This is a genomic window from Streptomyces bambusae, from assembly GCF_019400985.1.
GTDB lineage: Bacteria > Actinomycetota > Actinomycetes > Streptomycetales > Streptomycetaceae > Streptomyces > Streptomyces bambusae_A.
Genome location: NZ_WTFF01000050.1, coordinates 13,026 through 30,149, shown reverse-complemented (window position 1 = coordinate 30,149; position 17,124 = coordinate 13,026). Strand labels below are relative to the sequence as shown.

Below are 17,124 nucleotides of genomic sequence, written 5' to 3'. Positions count from 1 at the left end.
CGCCGAGCCTGCGGCACCCGGCCACCCCGGCGGCCTGCCGCAATGCGGCGGCGGCGTCGGGACCGGCAGCGAGCACGGCCGCCTGCTCGTAGCGCTGTTGGGCCTCGCCCAGCAGGTTGCGGGTGAAGGCCAGCTCGGCCATGGACAGGGCGAGACGGCACGCGTCCGCGCGCTGCTCCGGCCGGCCCGCGGCCCAGGCCAAGGCGGCCCGCAGGTCCTCTGCGACCGCGTCGAACCGGGCTCGCCAGTGCGGGCCGCCGCCTTCCCGGAGGCCGGCCGCACCGGTCAGGCACCAAGCCAGGTGGCGCGACCGGACATCGTCGAGCTCACCGGCGTCGGCGAGCCGCTCCGTGCCGTACTGGCGGAGGGTCTCCAGCGCCTGGTAGCGGGTGCCGGTGTCGGACGGTGTCACGGCGAGCAGGCTCTGCTCGGCGAGCCTGCCGAGCCCGTCGGTGACCGCGGCCGCCTCCAGCGGGGCAAATCCGGCCACCTCGGCGGCCGCCTCGGCGGTGAACGGAGCGACGAACGCCGACACCCGCCGCAGCAGTGCCCGGTCCTGCGGCTCGAGCAGGTCGTGGCTCCAGTCGAGGACGGCCCGCACCGACCGGTGCCTGCCGTCGGCACGGGGGCCGCCGGCGAGGATCCGGAGCTGGTCGCCGAGGCCGGCCGCCAGGCCGTCCAGACCGAGCGTGGACCACCGCGCCGCCGCCAGTTCGATGGCCAGCGCCATGCCGTCGAGCCGTTCGCACAGGGCCGCGATCCGGTCGCGTTCCGCCGGGGCCGGAGCCCTGCCGACCGCCGCCGCCCGCTCCCGGAACAGGGCCACCGCCTCCGACTCGCCGCCGCCGACGCGCGACAGCGGCGGGACCGGGAAGACCCACTCGAACGGCACCATCAGCCGGGCCCGGCTGGTGGCGAGCACCCGTATCCCCGGGCAGGACACGAGCAGCCGTTCCAGGAAGGGCGCCACCCCGTCGCGCACCTGTTCGCAGTTGTCCAGTACCAGCAGAGCCTGACGGTCCGCCAATGCGGCCACCAGCGCGTCGTCGATGCCTCGCCCGGGCTGCTCGCCCACGCCCATGGCCGCCGCGACGGCCGCGCCCACCCGCCCCGGATCGGCGACCGGGACCAGGTCGACGAAGCAAACCCCGTCGGCGAAGTCGCCCGCCACGTCGGCCGCCACCGCCAGCGCGAGCCGCGTCTTGCCCACCCCGCCCAGACCGACGGCGGTCACCAGCCGACGCTCCGTCACTGCTGTTGCGAGCTCCCCGCGTTCCCGTGTCCGGCCGACGAACGCCGTCAGCGGTGCCGGAAGCGCGGGTGCCGGGCGTGCCTGCCCGGCGGGCGTCGGTCCGGGCGCCCGCCGGGACAGTGCCCGCCGGTCCGGCACCTCCAACTTCCGCAGCAGTGAGGAGACATGCGATTCGACCGTCCGTACGGAGATGAACAGCCGCGCGGCTATCTCCGCGTTGCTCAGGTGCTCCCCGAGCAGAGCGAGCACATCGGCTTCCCGAGCAGAGATCACTGGAGTGGACACCGGGTCATTATCCGTAGTGCTTTCCGTGGTCAGCACGGAGGCGCCCCGTACCCCGGCCGGGGGAAGCTGTGATCACAGGGAACGAGCCCGGTACACCTCACCGGGCCGATCGGGACCCACGACGACAGGAGTGACCGTGACCAGCTCTTCCACCCAGGGGATCAAGACCGTGCTGCATCCCGTGTCCGACCTCGCCCAGGCCAAGGCGGTGTACGCCGCGCTGCTCGGTGTCGCGCCGCAGACCGACGGGCCCCACTACGTCGGCTTCGAGGCCGCGGGCCAGCACATCGGCCTCCTCCCGGGCGGCGGACCGCAGGGCCTGACCACGTCGTTGGCCTACTGGCACGTCTCGGACATCGAGGCGAAGCTCGCCGAAGTGACCGCCGCGGGCGCCACCGTCAAGGAGGGCGCGCACGACGTCGGCGGCGGCCGCCTGGTGGCCACCGTCATCGACCCCGACGGCAACCTCCTCGGGCTGGTGCAGGACCGATGAGCGACGGACCCCGCTCCCGCGCACAGCGCCGCCGCGACACCGAGCACCGGCTCACCCACGACATCGACGTCTGGCTGGCCAGTGCCTCGGCGCACGGCGTGCCCCATCTGGTGCCGCTGTCCTTCGACTGGGACGGCGAGGCGCTCCTGGCGGCCACCCCGGTACGAAGCCCCACCGGCCGGAACCTGGCCGCCACCCGGACCGCCCGGCTCGCCCTCGGCCACACCCGCGACGTCGTCATGATCGAGGGCGATGTCGAGGTCCTCGACATCGACGCGCTGCCACCGCACCTGGGCGACCGGTTCGCCGCACGCACCGGCTTCGACCCGCGCTCCCTCACCTCGTACCGCTGGTTCCGCATCACTCCGCGCCGCGTCCAGGCCTGGCGGGAGGAGAACGAGCTGGCCGGCCGCGAGCTGATGCGCGAGGGGCGCTGGCTGGCCTGACGCCGGGCCCGGTCCCGCCGGACGGCCGGGGGCCACGCCCTCACGGGCCGGGGGCCGGGACACGGCCCGGACAGGGGGCCGGACGGCCCCTTCTCACCATCACCATCCACACATCCAGATCCTCAAGGGAGATCCACCATGAGCAGCACCGACGTCAGCACGCACCAGGGATTCACGGCCGAGGAGCGGGCCGCGATGAAGGACCACGCGCGCGAACTCAAGAAGGCGGCGGCGCGCCGCGGCTCGAAGGCGCAGAAGGCGGCGCAGGCGGAACAGGACGTGCTCGCGAAGATCGCCGAGATGCAGGGCACGGACCGGACCATGGCCGAGCGCGTCCATGCCGTCGTCACCGCCACCGCTCCGGCCCTCGCGCCGAAGCTCTGGTACGGGATGCCCGCCTACGCCCTGAACGACAAGATCGTCTGCTTCTTCCAGAGCGCGGAGAAGTTCAAGGCGCGCTACGCGACGCTCGGGTTCAGCGATCAGGCGAAGCTGGACGACGGTCCGATGTGGGCGGCCGGCTTCGCCCTGACCGAGGTGACGGCCGAGGTGGAGGCGCGGATCGCCGCACTGGTGGAGCAGGCGGTGCGCTGAGGCGAACCGGTGGGCGGGCGGCCGAGGAAGGCCGCGCGTTCATCCCGCTCTCCGCGGCACCCGCCCTCGCGGGGACGGGGCTCACGATTCCTCGGCCACGGTGTCACCGGCGGACAGAGACCTTCTCCTGCGGAACACCACCACCCCGCACGCCGCGAGGAGAAGGACAGCCACGGCGGACACCCCGAGGGCCGCCCGCTCGGCGAAGAGCCTTCCCAGCACGTCGAGCACTCCCAGCCCCGCGGTCGCGTAGATCAGCGCCCAGACCGCCCCGCCCGCGAACAGGGCGGGGAGGTATCGCGGCAACGGCATGCGCATGCTGCCCGCGAGGAAGTTGGCGGCGGTCTGGAAACCGACGGTCAGGAAGGAAACGGCCACCACCGGCGCGCCCCACCGCTGGATCGCCCGCTCGGCGCGCAGCAGCTTCGCCGAGGAGATCCGTCCGGCGAACCTGCTGCGCCGGGCCCCGGCGCCGGCGAGCCACCCGACGGCGAACGTCCCTCCGGCGCGGAGCAGGACGATGACATAGAGGGCTCCGGCCGCCAGCGCGACACTACCCACGACGCCTCGTCCCGAGCTCCGGGCCTGCCCCCGGGACGCCCGTCACCCACCGTGCGCGTACCGCCCCAGCGGGCGCACGATGCGCACAAGCCTGGTCACCGTCTTTCACCTGCGCCCTGCCTCTACCCGTTCCGTACCGAATCCGACCCTGCACGCCGACACATCTAGCAAGGTAAGCCTAACCGGATGCGCATACGGGGTACAGGGCGCGCTCATCGCCCCCTGTCCGGGGATCCGGCCACGCCGGAAACCCACCGAAACATCCATTTTGTCGCCGGTGGGCCGGCCTGCCGGCCGGGATCGAGCGGCCGCCTTCGAGCCGGTGGCGCCCCTACACTCGAAGGTGCACCCGGCCGGTGCGCGAGGGGAGTTGGGGATGGCGGGTCCCGGGCGTGAGGTGTCCGGTGAGGAGGGGGCGTCGGTCATCCGGCAGAGCGCCACGGCGTCCGGGTATGCGAACGTGTACATGGCGGGCGGGAACATCCACGTCGCCGGGGCGGCGCCGGAGCCCGTAGGGGAACCCGTACGCGGTGCCTGGCAGGTGCGGGGCCAATCGGCCGTGGTCTGCCTGGCCCTGCTGGTCCTGACGGTCCTGTCCGGGCTGTTCTTCGACCGGGGCCCGGCCACCGGCGGCTACCTGCTCGCCACCGCCGCGCTCGGAGCCCTGGCCACGCGGCTGCTCCGGCCCGCCGTACGGCAGTGGCGCCGCGCCCGGTTACGGACCGACCCGCGGGTCGCCCAGCGGCTGCAGCGGCAACTCGACGGTGCGCTCACGCAGTTGCGCCGGGACCTCGTCGACCGGTGGGAGCGTGAGAACCGGCTGCGCCGGCTCCAGCATCCCCGGCCCCTCCCGGTGCGCTGGGTCAACGCCGACGCGTACGCCGACCACTGGCCCGTCGTGCTCGGGACGCACGGGGGCGAGGGCCGCCCGCTGGACCTGGGCGGACGGTTCGGCGAACTGGGCGAGGTCTACCGCCGGGTGCCCTCCGGCCGGCTGCTCCTCCTCGGCGACGCGGGCTCCGGCAAGTCGGTGCTCGCCGCCCGCTTCGCGCTGGACCGGGTCCGCGAGCCTGCCCGGGGCGAGCGGGTGCCCGTCCTGCTGCCGCTCGCGTCCTGGGACCCACGGACCCACGACGTCACCTCGTGGGCCGCCGCCCGGCTCGCCGCCGACCACCCGCTGCTCGCCGCCCGGACCGTCTCCGGCGACACCGTCGCCGTCGAACTCCTGCGCGCCGGCCGGCTCCTGCCCGTCCTCGACGGCTTCGACGAGCTGCGCCCCGAGGCCCGGCCGGCGGCGTTACGGGCGCTGCGCGCCTCGCTCGGGGAACGCGACCCGTTCGTGCTGACGAGCCGGGTCGCCGAGTACGAGGCGGCCGTCGTCGCGGCCGACGCGGTGCTGCCCGGGGCGGCGGCCGTCCGCCTGGAGCCCCTCACCCTGGCGGAGGTGACCGACCACCTGCGCCACAGCGTCCGCGGTACGGTGACCGACGGGCGCACCGTCACCAAGTGGGATCCCGTCCTCACCCGCCTCCGTGACCCGGACGACACCGGCGCGCGGGAGCTGCGCGGGGCGCTGTCGACCCCTCTGATGGTCTCGCTGGCCCGTGCGGCGTACGGCGACACCGGACGCGATCCGGCGGAGCTGCTCGACCCGGCCCTGCTGGCGGGCGGCCGGGCCTCGGTCGAGGACCATCTGCTGGACGCTGCCGTCCCGCAGACCACGGACCGGCCGGACGACTCCGAGCGCTGGCTGCGGTTCCTCGCCCGGCGGCTGGAGGCCGCCGCCACCCACGACCTGGCCTGGTGGGAGCTGGCCCCCGGCGCCACCCGGGTGGTGCGGGTGACCGCCGCCGTCCTGGCCCTGGGCGCCACCACCTGGCTCATGTCCTGGCTCCTGCACGGCTACCGGCTGCCGTTCGGGATCGGCCTGCCGGTCTGGGCGCCGTACGCGGCGCTGGGCCTGCTGGCGGTCGCGGACGTGGCGGTCAGCGCCCCGGCGGCCGTGGCGGTGCCCCGGTACCTGCCGCGGCCCCGGAACGCCGGTGACGTCCTCACGCTGGTGCTGTTGCTGCTGGCCGTCGCGTACGCGGTCCTGCCGATGGCCGTCGAGGCGTCCCTCCTCGCCTTCGCCGCAGTGACGGCCGGCTTCGTCGTGCTGACGGTCCTCCTGGAGCGGTGGAGGCGCCGGATCGCGGCGCGCGACCCCCGCGCCGGAACCCCCGCCGATCCCGACGCGAGCCCGTGGGACCTGTTCCGGCTCAGGCCGGGAGCCGGGCCCGGCGACCCGGCCCGCACGGTCCGGGCGGACCGCACGGCCGGGCTGCTGTCGCTGGGCCTGGTCCACCTGGGCGGTGCGGGAGCGGCGGTGCGGCACGTGGCCTACCTGCTGGCGCTCCCGCTGCTCCTGCTCTGGTCGACCTCGACGGAGTCCTGGGACGAGCCCCCGGGGCCCGGCGACTGGGGGGTGACCGCGGGCGTCGTCGTGGCCGCCTTGCTGGTGGCGGGGGCGGGCGCGGCGGCCTGGAGCGGGTTCGCCGTGGGCCGCACCGGGATGTGGCTCAGCGGCCTGCTGCCGTGGCGGCTGTTCCCGTTCCTGGACGAGGCGCACCGGCTCGGCGTGCTGCGGCAGTCGGGGTACGCGTACCAGTTCCGCCACCTGCGGATGCAGGAGCGGCTCGCCTCCGCCTCGGCCGGCGGCGGGCCGGTCCCGCTCCCCCGGGCGCGCCCCCGCCGGACGCCCGGGCGCCGCTACCGGCCGGTCATGAGCGCCGCGTTCCTCGCGGGGTTCTGGGCCGTCCTGCTCTCCGGCCTCGCCCTCACGCCCCCGGAGGGCGCGGTGCGCGCAGGCGTCCCCGCCTGTGGGCTGCTCACCCCGGCCGAGGTGGCCGCCGTCCTGCCCGGCCCGTACCGCCGCGAAGCGGAGCCCTCCCGCTTCCTCCACGACTACGCCGACCTGTACCGGTGCCAGTGGGAGCCGGAGTCGGGCGGGGGAGCCGATCCGGAGCTGGGCTCCGTCAGGATCGAGACCGCGGTCTACCACGCGGGCGCCCTGCAGTCCGCCACCGGGCGGGCGCGGAGGCAGTTCGACCGTACGCCCGAACGGTCCGGTGCCCGCACGGAGAACACCGTGACCCTCGCCGGGCTCGGCGACCAGGCCGTGACGGTGCTCCTCGACCCCGACTTCTTCCCGGAAGCCCAGACCCACGTCCGCGTCGACAACCTGGTCGTCTCGGTCTCGTACTCGACGGTCCTGCGGACCACGGACCCCGACGGGCGCACCGAGGCCCTGCGCCGCGCCGTCCGCGCCTCCCAGGACCTGGCCCGCGCCGCACTGGCCCGGTTCACCGCTCGGCCCAGGAACACCACGGCGAGTGCCGGGCCGAAGGCGCCGCCGAGCCGGTAGCAGAGGGCGAGCAGGCCGATGGCGGCGGGGCGCTGGGCCGGGTCGGGGCTTACCCTGCCGGGGTGAAGTCTCAACCCCCCTTTCGCTGTTCACCACCGAGGTCCGAGGAGATCCATGGCCGACACCGTCAACTCGCTGGCTACCCGGCTCCACGCAGTGGTGGTGGCGCTCCTGACCCATGGTCCCGGTGCCGTGGTGCCGGAGCAGGACGTCTCCTCCTCGCCGGCGGGTGACTTCCTCGGCGCTCCGCAGGGCGTCGACGCCGTCACGGCTCTCCACGACGTCATCGCGCGCGCCGCGGCGCTCGGCCCCGACGGCACGTGGCTCGTCGCCGCGGGCCACGCGGGTCTCGGCGGCCTGGCCGTCGCGCGTGGGCAGGCGGACCAGGGCATCTTCCACCTCGACGCCGCGGTGGCAGCCGGCTTCAACGACTGCGTGGCGCTCCACGCCGCCCCCATACGTCCGCTGCACCACGATCCCCGATTCCGGGCCCTGTACGAGCGGATGCGCATCACCCAGGCGGACCTCGACGAGTTCTTCTGGCTGCACCAGGAGATGCAGACCATGTCGAGGGACGCCCAGCAAGCGAGCGTCGACAACATCGGCCGCCTCGACACCGGGGTGTCGCTGCTCCCGCAGGCCCCCATGCCGACCCGCGAACCGAACACCCTCGGCGTCCTGATCACCCGCATCGATCTCGCCGCGGTCCAGACCGCACTCCAGCAGGCCGCCGTGAAGGCGGAGTTCCAGCGCAGCTCCGGCAATATCAGCCTCAGTCTCATCGACGACTCGTGGGACTACGACCGGGCCAGGCGCGACGCCTGGTACGCAGACGATCTGGAGTCCCGGCGTCAGCAAGCCGCCGAGGCGCGGGCCTTCGTCGAACGCCCCGGCGCCGGCACCGTGCTCATCCCCTGCCCGCCGCTGGGCTCGATCACCTACCCGGGCTGAGGAGGGCCGGGCCGGCGCGGTGGCCGGTGAGGCTCTTCTGCCGGCAGGCCGGCTCGGCCTGCCGGCCTGCCGGCTGCCGTGTCGCCGATCCGCTGACACCGCCCTGCCGGAGGTGCAGAATCGAACGGACCGGGACGCGGCGGAGGGGGACGCTGATGGGCGGTCGGGTACTGCGCGGAGGGCTCTGGCTCGGCGTGGCCGGGTTCGTGTTCTGGTACGCCTCGTACTACACGACGATTCTGGTGTGGGAACTGCGGAAGATCTTCGCCTGGTTCGCGCTGCCCCTGCTGGCCGCGGCAGGCACCGCAGTGGTGTGCCTGCTGGTGTGGTGGCTGCGCCGCCGGGCCGGACAATCCGGGAACGCCGGGAACGCGGCCGTCACTCTCGGCTGCCTGGGCGTCGTCGTCGGGCTGGGTCTCACCGTGGGCTGGCTGGTGTACGGCGCGTACCTCCAGGACCGGGCGTACATGGCCACCGCACGGGTGGTGAGCGAGCCGGTGCCCCCGCTGACGCCCCGTGCGCCGTACGTGGTGGGCAAGGCGCAGGCCGCCCCGAACCTCGGTGATGTCACTGGCGAGATCGCCGACATCACCTACCTGCCCGACGCGGACCGGTTCGCCACCCTCGTGGAACGGCGAGGCTTGCTGGCCGGTTACGAGGTCGGCCTCGTGCAGGACATCCCGCTCGGCGGGGGCAGCCGCGGCCAGGAGCGCTGTGCCTTCGACGTGTCGGTCGCCGACGCCCGGATCGGCGGCTGGTTCTCCCACAACCTGGGCCGGAAGATATCGGCGGTCAAGCGCTGGGTCCGCTTCGAGGCCGACGACGCCTACGTGACCTGCTCGGGCAGCACACCGGTGGTGGTCGTCCCCCTCAAGCGGCAGACAGGGCTCCTCGTGGTGACCGAACGTCCCGCCGGGGTCGCGCTCTACGACGGGCGGACCGGCAAGCTCACGGTCACCACCGACACGTCCGCGGTCCCCGGACCGTCCTATCCGATCAGCCTGGCGGCCCGGCAGCGGGAGGGCACGGCCGCGGTGGGCGGCTTCAGCGACTGGTGGTTCGAGCGCAGCGGATGGGACGCCTCCGAGGACGGCGCCAACGAGGGCAACGAGTCCGAGTTCACCCTGCGGCACCAGCACGGAGGCGGGGCCAGCGCATACGTCACCCCGCTCACCCCGCAGGGCGAGGCCAGTTCGGTCGTGGCCGTGTCGGCCATACCCACCCGCCACCGGGGAGGTGGGCTCGCGCCGATGACCGTGCACCGCCTCGACCCGACGTGGTCCTCCCCGAAGGCGCTCGTCGCCCTCATCAAGGCCGAGTACCGGGACGTCTGCTGCTACAACGACGACGAGGTCTTCGAGGTTGTACCCACGGGAGGCAGCACGTGGACGGCCACCATCGGCAGCGAGCAGAACATCCGCTACCGGGTGGAAGGGCGGGGCCAGGTCGCCGGCCGCGAGGCGACCTGCCTGAAGGCCGCCGACGGAGCGCTCATCCGGTGCGCGTACGCGGCACCCGGATCCCCGGAGGAACAGGAACTCCGGCGCCGGGAGCAGCAGAAGCAACAGGAGCAGAGCGCGAAGGGCCCCCCGGGCGGGGGCGATCTCACGCAGTACACCAATGAGCAACTGGCTGCACTGCAGGGGCGGTTGAGCGAGGAGATGATCCGCCGTCTGAAGTCCGGATGACACAGGCCGGATGACACAGGCCGGACGACACACGGCGGATGACACAGGGCGGTGCGGTGGGGTCGGTGACGCCGTGCGCCGCGTGGCGTGCACGACGCACGTCGTGTGCCGACAGCCCCGAGCCGGTCGGCTAACGTGAGCCGGTTGCGGCTTCGACGTGGGCGAGGTGGGCCGCGAGGATCTCCTCGAATGCGGCGCGGCGGTCCGCCCCGAGGGGGCGGACCTCGCGGGCGAAGTGGGCCAGGGCGGGGAAGCGTACGGGGTCGGCGCCGAGCACCGCGACGCGGAACAGCTCCATGCCCTGTTCGTACTCCTCCGGGGTGATGGTGCTGACTCCGGCCTCGGAGGCGATCAGCGCGGCGATGAGGACGGCGAGCCGGTGGTAGCGCGCCGGGATCTCCTCGTCGGGCAGGCCCGACGCGCGCAGGGCCTGCAGCACCTCCTCCATGACCAGCCGGGAACCGGCGCCGCCTGACGCGTACCGCCCCCAGACCGCGGCCAGTTCGGGCTGCTCGCCGAAGGCCTCTCGCATGCGCAGGGCCAGGGTGGTGATGCGCTGTTTCCAGTCGCCCTCGGCGCGGTAGCCGTCCATGGAGGCCAGGAGGATCCGGTCGGCGACCGCGCGCAGCAGTTCCGTCTTGCTGCGGAAGTGCCGGTAGAGGCTGGAGGAATCGGTCCCGAGGGTCGCGGCGAGCTTGCGCACGCTGAACGACTCCGCGTCGCTCGTGCGCAGCAACTCCGCAGCCGCGTCCAGGATCTCGTCGGTCGACCAACGCCTTCGGCCTGTCATGCCGCCCCTCTCGTCGAACTCAGTCTAGCTGTGCACTTGGTGTTGCACGCACCGCGTGCATAATGAGGACATGGGCGCCGCGCGGCGCCCACCCCGAGTCGTGCGAAAGGACGCAAGTCGTGAGCAACTCACTGGACTTAACGGCGCTGGACGCCGCCCTCGAGAACGTCCACCGGGCCGGGATGCCGGGCCTGTTCGCGGAGGTACGGGACGGCGACCAGGTCTGGCGCGGCGCCGCCGGGGTCGCCGACGTCACCACCGGCCGCCCCGTCACCGCCGACATGCGGCACCGGGTCGGCAGCATCACCAAGACCTTCACCGCGGCAGCGGTCCTGCAGCAGGTCGAGGCCGGTCGGATCGGGCTCGACGCACCGATCGGCCGGTACCTTCCGAAGCTGGTTCCCGGGGTGCGCGGTGACGCGATCACAGTTCGGATGCTGATCAACCACACCAGCGGCCTCGCCGAGTACTTCCCGTACGCCTTCCCGTCCTTGAAGGCGTTCCCCGCCCTCGCGGAGACCCGACCCGAGAGCCTGGACCACCACCGGTTCACGCGGTTCGACCATCTCGACCTGATCGAGATGGGGGTCACCGCACCCCCCGTCGGCACCCCGGGCGGCACTCCGGGGCTGTACTCCAACACCCACTACCTGCTCCTCGTCCAACTCCTGAACAAGGTGACCGGCACCGCGGCCGAGCAGTACATCACCCGGAACGTCATCGAGCGCGCCGGCCTGCGGGACACCGGATTCCCCTCCGGGCCGACGTTCGACGGGCCGCAGTCGCAGCTCTACGAGGCATGGTTCGGCATGATCGACCCGCCGCGCGACTACAGCGTCTACGACATGTCATGGGTGGGGCCGTCGGCCTCGCTGATATCGACCGTGGCCGACGTCAACCGCTTCTACGGCATGCTGCTGGCCGGGGAGATCGTCAGCCCGTCGTCGCTCGAGCAGATGCAGCGCACCGTCCAGGTCGTCTCCCAGGAGGGGAAGACGATCGACTACGGCCTCGGCCTGTACCCGATGGAGGCACCCGGCCAGGCCACCTTCTGGGGGCACGGCGGCACGGTCTGGGGCGGCGGAGCACTGGCCATGACCCGTGCCGACGGCGAGCGGCAGATGGCGGTCGCGGTGAACATGCAGAGGTGGAACAGGCTCGACTCCTCCGGCAGGCCGCAACCCCATCCCATCGACGACGCGCTGGCGGCGCTGTTCCGCGTGGCGATGTACGGCTGACCGTCGCATGTCCCCCGATTCCCGGGCGTTCGCTACTCCGCCAGAGCCGTCAGCAGCCTGCGCAGGGCCGGGGCGGGCGGGCCTTCGGGGACCGCGAGCCAGGTGGGGAGCGTGGGGCCCGCGAGGGGGCGTACCGCGATGCCGGGGAAGTCGGGCAGGCCGGTCACCTCGTAGAAGAGGGTCCATGACGGCTCGCGCGCCGAGGCGATCGCCGCGAGGGTCTCGGGCAGCGTCGTGAAGCGGGGGCCCAGCAGTGGCCGCGGGATTCCGGCCGCGCGGAACATGGCGGTGACGAGGTCGTGGAACGGCGGGTTCGCCGGCCGTTCCACGAGCCGGAGCGGCAGTTCCGTGAGTTCTGCCAGGATCAGGGCGGGGCGGGCGGCCAAGGGGTGACCGGCCGGCACGGCGGCGTACAACGGGTCCTGCCAGGCCTCCAGGAGGCTGATGCCGGGCGGGACGGTCGGCTCGCCGCGCACGAAGGCGGCGTCGAGTTCGCCGTCGCGCAGGCACCGCAGCCGCTGCGCCGCCGGGAGGTGGCGCAGGACGACGCGGAAGGCCCCGGTGCCGTCCGCGAGGCGGTGGAGCAGCTGGTTCGTCCGCTCGCCCGGGCCCCGGACGGGGCCCAGCCTCAGCAGGCCGGCGGACCCGTCGGCGAGTTCGGCGGCCAGCGTCCGGGTGCGGTGGGCTGCCTCCAGTACGGCCCGGGCCTGAGGCAGCAGGGCCTCACCCGGGCCCGTCAGAACGGTGCGTCGCGTGCCCCGGTCGAACAGCACCACTCCGAGCTGCCGCTCCAGGCGCCTCACCTGGGTGCTGACAGCGGACTGCACGATGCCCAGGCTGTCGGCCGCGCGACCGAAGCCGCCCTTCTCGGCAACCGCGACGAAGTACCTGAGCTGTCGCAGTTCCACCCTCACGCTCCCCGGTGTGACGGCGCCTCGCCGGCCCCTCCCGCCAGGCCATCTCGATTCGAGATGGCTGTGATCCTCAACCGGTTCTGGTCCGCCGGTTGTTCCCGGAGTCGAATGGGAGCACAGCCGTCGTGCTCGAGGAGGAGCGACCGTGAACCCGTTGCACCCGTTGAACCCGTTCGTCGTACGGCCCGAGGAGGCCGAGCACATCGAACTGCCCGACGGCGCCGGCATCCGGTTGCTCGCCGACGCCGCCGACACCGCCGGCGCGGTGGGCGTCAACCTGCTGAAGCTGGCCGCCGGGGCCGATGGCGCGGGCCCCCACCACCACACCCGGTCGACCGAGGTGTTCTACGTCGTGGCCGGCGCCGCCCGGTTCCTGTTGTCCGGCGCCGACGGAGACCGGGCCGAGACCGTGGGTGCGGGTGGCCTCGTAGTGGTCCCGCCCGGCATCGTCCACGCCTTCGGGGCCGTCCCGCGGCAGGGGGCGGAGCTGCTCGTGCTCCTCACTCCGGGTGTCGACCGCTTCGGATACTTCCGGGCCCTGGGACGGGTCCGGCGGGGTGAGGAGCCCTTCGACGTCCTGCTCGACGAACAGCACCGCTACGACGTTCACTTCGCCGCAGGGACCGCGGCAGGGACCACCGCCGGGACCACCGCCGACGACCGCACGGCCACCGCACCGGCAAGGTGACGGGCGCATGCCCCGGGGCGGCACGCCCAGCGGCGTGGCGTGGCCCTCGAGACCCCGCTCCCCCGTCCGAAAACCGGTGGAGCTGCACTCCCTTGTGCCATTACCGTGCACCGTGCTCCCACCCGCAGTCACCTGTGAAGGACATGCCGTTGTACACCGAGTGAGACTCCCCGAGCGCTGATCCGTCGCGCGTCGCCCGTGTGCGGCGTGCTCCTTTTCGCTGCGGTCTACTCACTGGAACCGGTGTATCTCTGTGTCCAAGAACCGGGTGGTCATGCCCACCTCCCTGCTGAACGTTCCCTGCCGTTGCCACAGCTGCGCCGCGGGGCGCTCGCGGGCGAAAGCCGGCCGCGCCGTAGGCGGCTCGGGTCGAACCGGGCGGCCGGCCTGGCAGTCGCCGTACGGTCCGCCGCCGCGCCGCGCACGCAGCGGCCGGTGGGCGCCTGCGCCGGTGTTGGCCATGCCTCGATCCGCCGTGCGCCGCGGACACTTGTGCGGCCGGTGCGACTGATCCCCGTGGGCTTCCCCGGTCCGGGCAGTCCTCTGCCTGCCCGGACCGGGGCCGAGGCCGAACGCGATGTCGAGAATCTGCGCGTCGTCGCAGACCACGTGGACGCGACGACCGGACATGTCCTCGACGCCCGAACGGACAGGACGAGGCCGGAATCACCGATCGGTGATCCCGCCGCAGCCCAGGCATGAAGGCGGGGTCTCCTGACCAGCTCGGGAATGTCGAGTTCCCAACGGGCTGATCAGGAGGCCCTTGTGGGCGGGGCCTCGGCCCCCGCTGAGCACGGGGCCGCCCGGGACGGGGCAGGCCCGCACCGTCCGAGCGCTGGAGGAGCGACTCGCCGTACGGTGCCGCAGAGAGCCTGCCGGGGGCATGTCGAAGCTGCCCGCACGAGTGCCTCGGGTCGTCGGTGGTGAGCCGGCGAACCCGGTTCTCGCGTGATCAGTAGCCGGTGCTGCCGTAGATCCGCTGGCCGTCGTAGCTGCCGCCCTGGCAGTACCAGTAACCGCTGCTGTGCTTCACCGGTGAACCGCCGCCGTACTCGCAGTCCGCCCAGGACACCTGGGGTGCGGCCGCCTCGGCCACGACGGACCCGGCGACGCTCATTCCTGCGAAGGCCAGGGTTGCGAGGGCGAGGCCGAGCAGTCGTCGAACGCGCATGGCTTGCTCCTCTCGGGGTTAACCCTTTCGGGTCTTCCCAGGATGACTGCGCGGGGCGTCCGTCGGCACGCTCGATTACTCCGAACGGGTGACTTCGGGAACGGCGCGCTTGCCCATCGAGTTATACGAGCAACTGGTCGCGGACACTGGGCGGCGTTCTCGGGCCGCGGCGCGGTCGAAGGTCCCGGGACGCGTCTTCGCCCTCGCCCTCCGGCGGGTGTGCTTCAGTTCCTGGAACGGTCCGGCGACCGGCGGAGTTCGAGCAGAGCCACCGCAATCTTCGTCCCGGTGGAGATGGTCAGGGCTTGAAGAAACGGCATACCCATGAGCCACAGGGCCACCATCATGACCGTAAGAACCAAGAACGCGGGAAGCAGATTGGTTCGCAGGACCGCGGTCTTCAGGTGCCCGGCTCTGCTGCGATGCCGGTCCGCCGTGCCGATCGGGCGCGCGGTGAGGCCTTCCTCCTCGGCTTGCGGCATTGGCCACTGCCCTTCCCTCGTAGTCGGCCCCGGCTACGATCCTGGGCTGCGCCCCGCCGGACCGCCACTGCTGCCACCCGTCCCCGCCGCCGTCCGACGCACAGGTTCATCACACCGGGCCAGGCGGGGCCGGTTTCGTCGGGGGCATCCCCGCGCGTACCGGTCGCTGCTCACCGCACGCTCCACGCGCTGACCGCGGAGAGCGGGATTCGGAAGTACTCGCCCAGTGCGGTGGGGAGGCTGCTGGTGCCGGATATGAGCTGGCAGCCCCGGAGGTTCAGGAAGGCCGGCGGGTAGTCGGGGATCTCGCCGGCCTCGCGGGCGAAGTCCTCGGCGAACCGTTCGTCGGGCAGGCCCGCCTCGCTGAGCCGGTCGGCGAGGTCCGCCGCCCAGCGCCGGTGCGGCGTGAGGCGACCGGTAATCACCACGCCCTCCGTGGCGACCGTGATGCGTGGGCCTTCGCCGTTCATCTCGGTTCGGTTGATCAGGTCGATGAGCAAGTCGTCTCGTGTGGTCATACCGAGACTGTAATGATCATGGAGATGCGGGTACGGACCCCGCCCCGGCCACGTACATCCGCACACGCCTTGTCGGCCGAGACCGTGTTCGGCGCGGTCCTGGAGCGGCCGATCCGTCTGGACCCGGTGGTCGGCGCATGACCTGCCCGAATGCGGCCTCCTGCGAATGCTGTGGGGTCGAGGGGTCGGCGGTCAGGCCGTCCTCATCGAGGCGGCCGACGGCGGCACCCGCCGCTATCCTGTGCTGCTGTGACTGGCTCTGTGCGGCTTCCGCTGCTGTTCCTTGATGTCGATGGACCGCTCATCCCGTTCGGTGCGGAGCCGGAGCAGTATCGGACCTCTGGGACAGGTCTCGATCTGCCTGAAGCCGACGCGAACCCGCTCCTGGCCAGGATCAGTCCTGAGCACGGGCCCAAGCTGGCCGCTCTTCCGTGCGAGGTGGTCTGGGCCACGACATGGATGGATGACGCGAACGAGTGCATTGCTCCGTTGATCGGTCTCCCGAAGCTGGCCGTGGTCGTCTGGCCAGAGCCTTCCGATATCGATGAGCAAGACGAACGCAACGGACTGCACTGGAAAACCCGTGCCCTGGTCGAATGGGCGGCAGGGAGGCCATTCGTCTGGGTCGATGACGAGCTCACGGACACGGATCGGGCCTGGGTCGCCTCCCACCATCCGGGACGCGCGATGCTCCACCGAGTCGATGCCCGCCTCGGTCTGACTGATGGCGACTATGAGGCTCTCGGCTTGTGGCTGCGACAGCCGGCCGGGGTGGCGGAGGGGGACGGGCAGCCGTGCATGGATACGGCCCGGCACCAGGAGAGCGGGGGACCTGCAGAATGAGCCGCCGGGCGGAATCGCCGTCGAGTCGCCCGACCACGGACTCGGGCGTTCCCGGGGCGGCCTGACAAGTAAGATCCAGCTGGCCGTCGAGCAGGGCCAGAAGCTTCTGTCGGTAGTGATCACGGGCCCAGCCGAAGGCAGTTGTGGCGAGGACGCGGCCGTAGCAGATCTTGCGCCCTGACGTCGTACCGGGGAAGCGCCGGAACCGCTGTTGTGGAGTGCGGCCCCGCTGCGCGCGCCGGCGCAGGAGGGTCTGCAGGGCTCGCAGGTCGCCCTCGGCCGGACGAGTCCCTCCACCCGTGGTACGCCCAGCGCGCGGATGATCTCGTCCGCCAGAGGGGCGGAACCATCGGAATGACGCCCGGACGCCGGTCGTGGCATCCCCCGCACGCCTCCGGCGCCCCGGCAGGAGTCGGCCTTACCGTGCGAGGATCCCGTCCGGACAGCGGCCGATGTCCCGCCACTCCGGCGTTCCCCTGGAGGTCATGATGCCCAGTCTCCCCCAGCCGTTCGGCACCGTCGTGAGCGCCATCGGCGTCAACCTGCGGAAGTACCCGAGCACGGACTCCGCCGTCGTCGGCAACCTGAGCCACGGCACCGAGGTCGGCCTGCACAGCAAGGTGCACGCCCAACCCGTCGACGGCAACAGCATCTGGTACCTGCTGCGCGACCAGGCCGCGTGGGTCGCCGCCCGGCACGTCGACAACACCGGAGAGGTGCCGCTGTCCAAGGACGTCGAACCTGCCGCCCCTCAGGGCTGACGGCGGACCGGCCCGCGGTACGTCTTCGCCGACGCGACGCTGCGGC

General features: G+C 72.7%; 17 protein-coding genes and 1 pseudogene. 10 read left to right on the top strand and 8 right to left on the bottom strand.

The genetic code is table 11. The features are described from left to right. Positions 1-1,537 (bottom strand): ATP-binding protein (locus tag GPJ59_RS10295; protein WP_219666184.1); only part of this gene is annotated, 1,537 nt, incomplete at its 3' end. 136 nt (positions 1,538-1,673) lie between these two features. On the opposite strand from GPJ59_RS10295, the gene GPJ59_RS10290 reads away from it, so the two are divergent. From GPJ59_RS10290 to GPJ59_RS10280, 3 genes are all read left to right on the top strand, one after another. Further along, positions 1,674-2,030 carry a VOC family protein gene (locus GPJ59_RS10290; RefSeq protein ID WP_219666183.1) on the top strand — a complete coding sequence of 119 codons (357 nt, stop codon included), beginning with the start codon at positions 1,674-1,676 and terminating at the stop codon, positions 2,028-2,030. Next, the gene (locus GPJ59_RS10285) at positions 2,027-2,476 is read left to right on the top strand and encodes a pyridoxamine 5'-phosphate oxidase family protein (RefSeq protein WP_219666182.1); all 450 of its coding nucleotides are present in this window, start codon (positions 2,027-2,029) and stop codon (positions 2,474-2,476) included. The genes GPJ59_RS10290 and GPJ59_RS10285 overlap by 4 nt, the downstream gene beginning before the upstream one ends. 138 nt (positions 2,477-2,614) lie before the next feature. Next, on the top strand, positions 2,615-3,070 hold the full coding sequence (locus tag GPJ59_RS10280) for an iron chaperone (protein WP_219666181.1): 456 nt from the start codon (positions 2,615-2,617) through the stop codon (positions 3,068-3,070). Between the two features lie 81 nt (positions 3,071-3,151). On the opposite strand, the gene GPJ59_RS10275 is transcribed toward GPJ59_RS10280, so the two are convergent. Further along, the gene (locus tag GPJ59_RS10275) at positions 3,152-3,631 is read right to left on the bottom strand and encodes a DedA family protein (protein WP_219666180.1); all 480 of its coding nucleotides are present in this window, start codon (positions 3,629-3,631) and stop codon (positions 3,152-3,154) included. A gap of 376 nt (positions 3,632-4,007) precedes the next feature. Between GPJ59_RS10275 and GPJ59_RS10270 the strand changes: the two genes are divergently transcribed. From GPJ59_RS10270 to GPJ59_RS10260, 3 genes are all read left to right on the top strand, one after another. Then, complete coding sequence (locus GPJ59_RS10270) at positions 4,008-7,034, top strand: NACHT domain-containing protein (RefSeq protein ID WP_219666179.1); 3,027 nt, start codon at positions 4,008-4,010, stop codon at positions 7,032-7,034. A gap of 114 nt (positions 7,035-7,148) precedes the next feature. After that, entirely contained in the window at positions 7,149-7,985 is an 837-nt protein-coding gene (locus GPJ59_RS10265) for a hypothetical protein (RefSeq protein WP_219666178.1), read from the top strand. Positions 7,986-8,140: 155 nt separating this feature from the next. Further along, positions 8,141-9,673 carry a hypothetical protein gene (locus tag GPJ59_RS10260; protein WP_219666177.1) on the top strand — a complete coding sequence of 511 codons (1,533 nt, stop codon included), beginning with the start codon at positions 8,141-8,143 and terminating at the stop codon, positions 9,671-9,673. 130 nt (positions 9,674-9,803) lie between these two features. On the opposite strand, the gene GPJ59_RS10255 is transcribed toward GPJ59_RS10260, so the two are convergent. Beyond that, positions 9,804-10,463 carry a TetR/AcrR family transcriptional regulator gene (locus tag GPJ59_RS10255; RefSeq protein WP_219666176.1) on the bottom strand — a complete coding sequence of 220 codons (660 nt, stop codon included), beginning with the start codon at positions 10,461-10,463 and terminating at the stop codon, positions 9,804-9,806. A gap of 182 nt (positions 10,464-10,645) precedes the next feature. On the opposite strand from GPJ59_RS10255, the gene GPJ59_RS10250 reads away from it, so the two are divergent. Beyond that, the gene (locus GPJ59_RS10250; RefSeq protein WP_258024162.1) at positions 10,646-11,701 is read left to right on the top strand and encodes a serine hydrolase domain-containing protein; all 1,056 of its coding nucleotides are present in this window, start codon (positions 10,646-10,648) and stop codon (positions 11,699-11,701) included. A 32-nt stretch (positions 11,702-11,733) separates the two neighbouring features. Here GPJ59_RS10250 and GPJ59_RS10245 read toward each other — a convergent pair whose 3' ends face one another. Beyond that, a complete protein-coding gene (locus tag GPJ59_RS10245; protein ID WP_219666174.1) occupies positions 11,734-12,609 on the bottom strand; it encodes a LysR family transcriptional regulator in 876 nt (291 codons plus the stop codon). Positions 12,610-12,760: 151 nt separating this feature from the next. Here GPJ59_RS10245 and GPJ59_RS10240 point away from each other — a divergent pair, with 151 nt between their 5' ends. After that, positions 12,761-13,303 (top strand): cupin domain-containing protein, encoded by a 543-nt coding sequence (locus GPJ59_RS10240; RefSeq protein ID WP_308120223.1) that lies wholly within the window; start codon positions 12,761-12,763, stop codon positions 13,301-13,303. Positions 13,304-14,255: 952 nt separating this feature from the next. Here GPJ59_RS10240 and GPJ59_RS10235 read toward each other — a convergent pair. The 3 genes from GPJ59_RS10235 to GPJ59_RS10225 all read right to left on the bottom strand — a co-directional run bounded on the left by GPJ59_RS10235 (position 14,256) and on the right by GPJ59_RS10225 (position 15,474). Further along, a complete protein-coding gene (locus GPJ59_RS10235) occupies positions 14,256-14,474 on the bottom strand; it encodes a hypothetical protein (RefSeq protein ID WP_219666173.1) in 219 nt (72 codons plus the stop codon). Between the two features lie 224 nt (positions 14,475-14,698). Continuing rightward, on the bottom strand, positions 14,699-14,956 hold the full coding sequence (locus GPJ59_RS10230; RefSeq protein ID WP_219666172.1) for a hypothetical protein: 258 nt from the start codon (positions 14,954-14,956) through the stop codon (positions 14,699-14,701). A gap of 170 nt (positions 14,957-15,126) precedes the next feature. Further along, entirely contained in the window at positions 15,127-15,474 is a 348-nt protein-coding gene (locus GPJ59_RS10225) for a hypothetical protein (RefSeq protein WP_219666171.1), read from the bottom strand. A gap of 249 nt (positions 15,475-15,723) precedes the next feature. On the opposite strand from GPJ59_RS10225, the gene GPJ59_RS10220 reads away from it, so the two are divergent. Continuing rightward, complete coding sequence (locus GPJ59_RS10220; protein ID WP_219666170.1) at positions 15,724-16,317, top strand: HAD domain-containing protein; 594 nt, start codon at positions 15,724-15,726, stop codon at positions 16,315-16,317. 148 nt (positions 16,318-16,465) lie between these two features. Here GPJ59_RS10220 and GPJ59_RS37290 read toward each other — a convergent pair. After that, positions 16,466-16,659 (bottom strand): annotated as a pseudogene (locus tag GPJ59_RS37290) (hypothetical protein); the annotation flags it as partial. A gap of 143 nt (positions 16,660-16,802) precedes the next feature. Between GPJ59_RS37290 and GPJ59_RS10215 the strand changes: the two are divergent. After that, positions 16,803-17,078, top strand: a complete 276-nt coding sequence (locus tag GPJ59_RS10215; RefSeq protein ID WP_258024161.1) for an SH3 domain-containing protein — start codon at positions 16,803-16,805, stop codon at positions 17,076-17,078. Positions 17,079-17,124 lie beyond the last annotated feature (46 nt).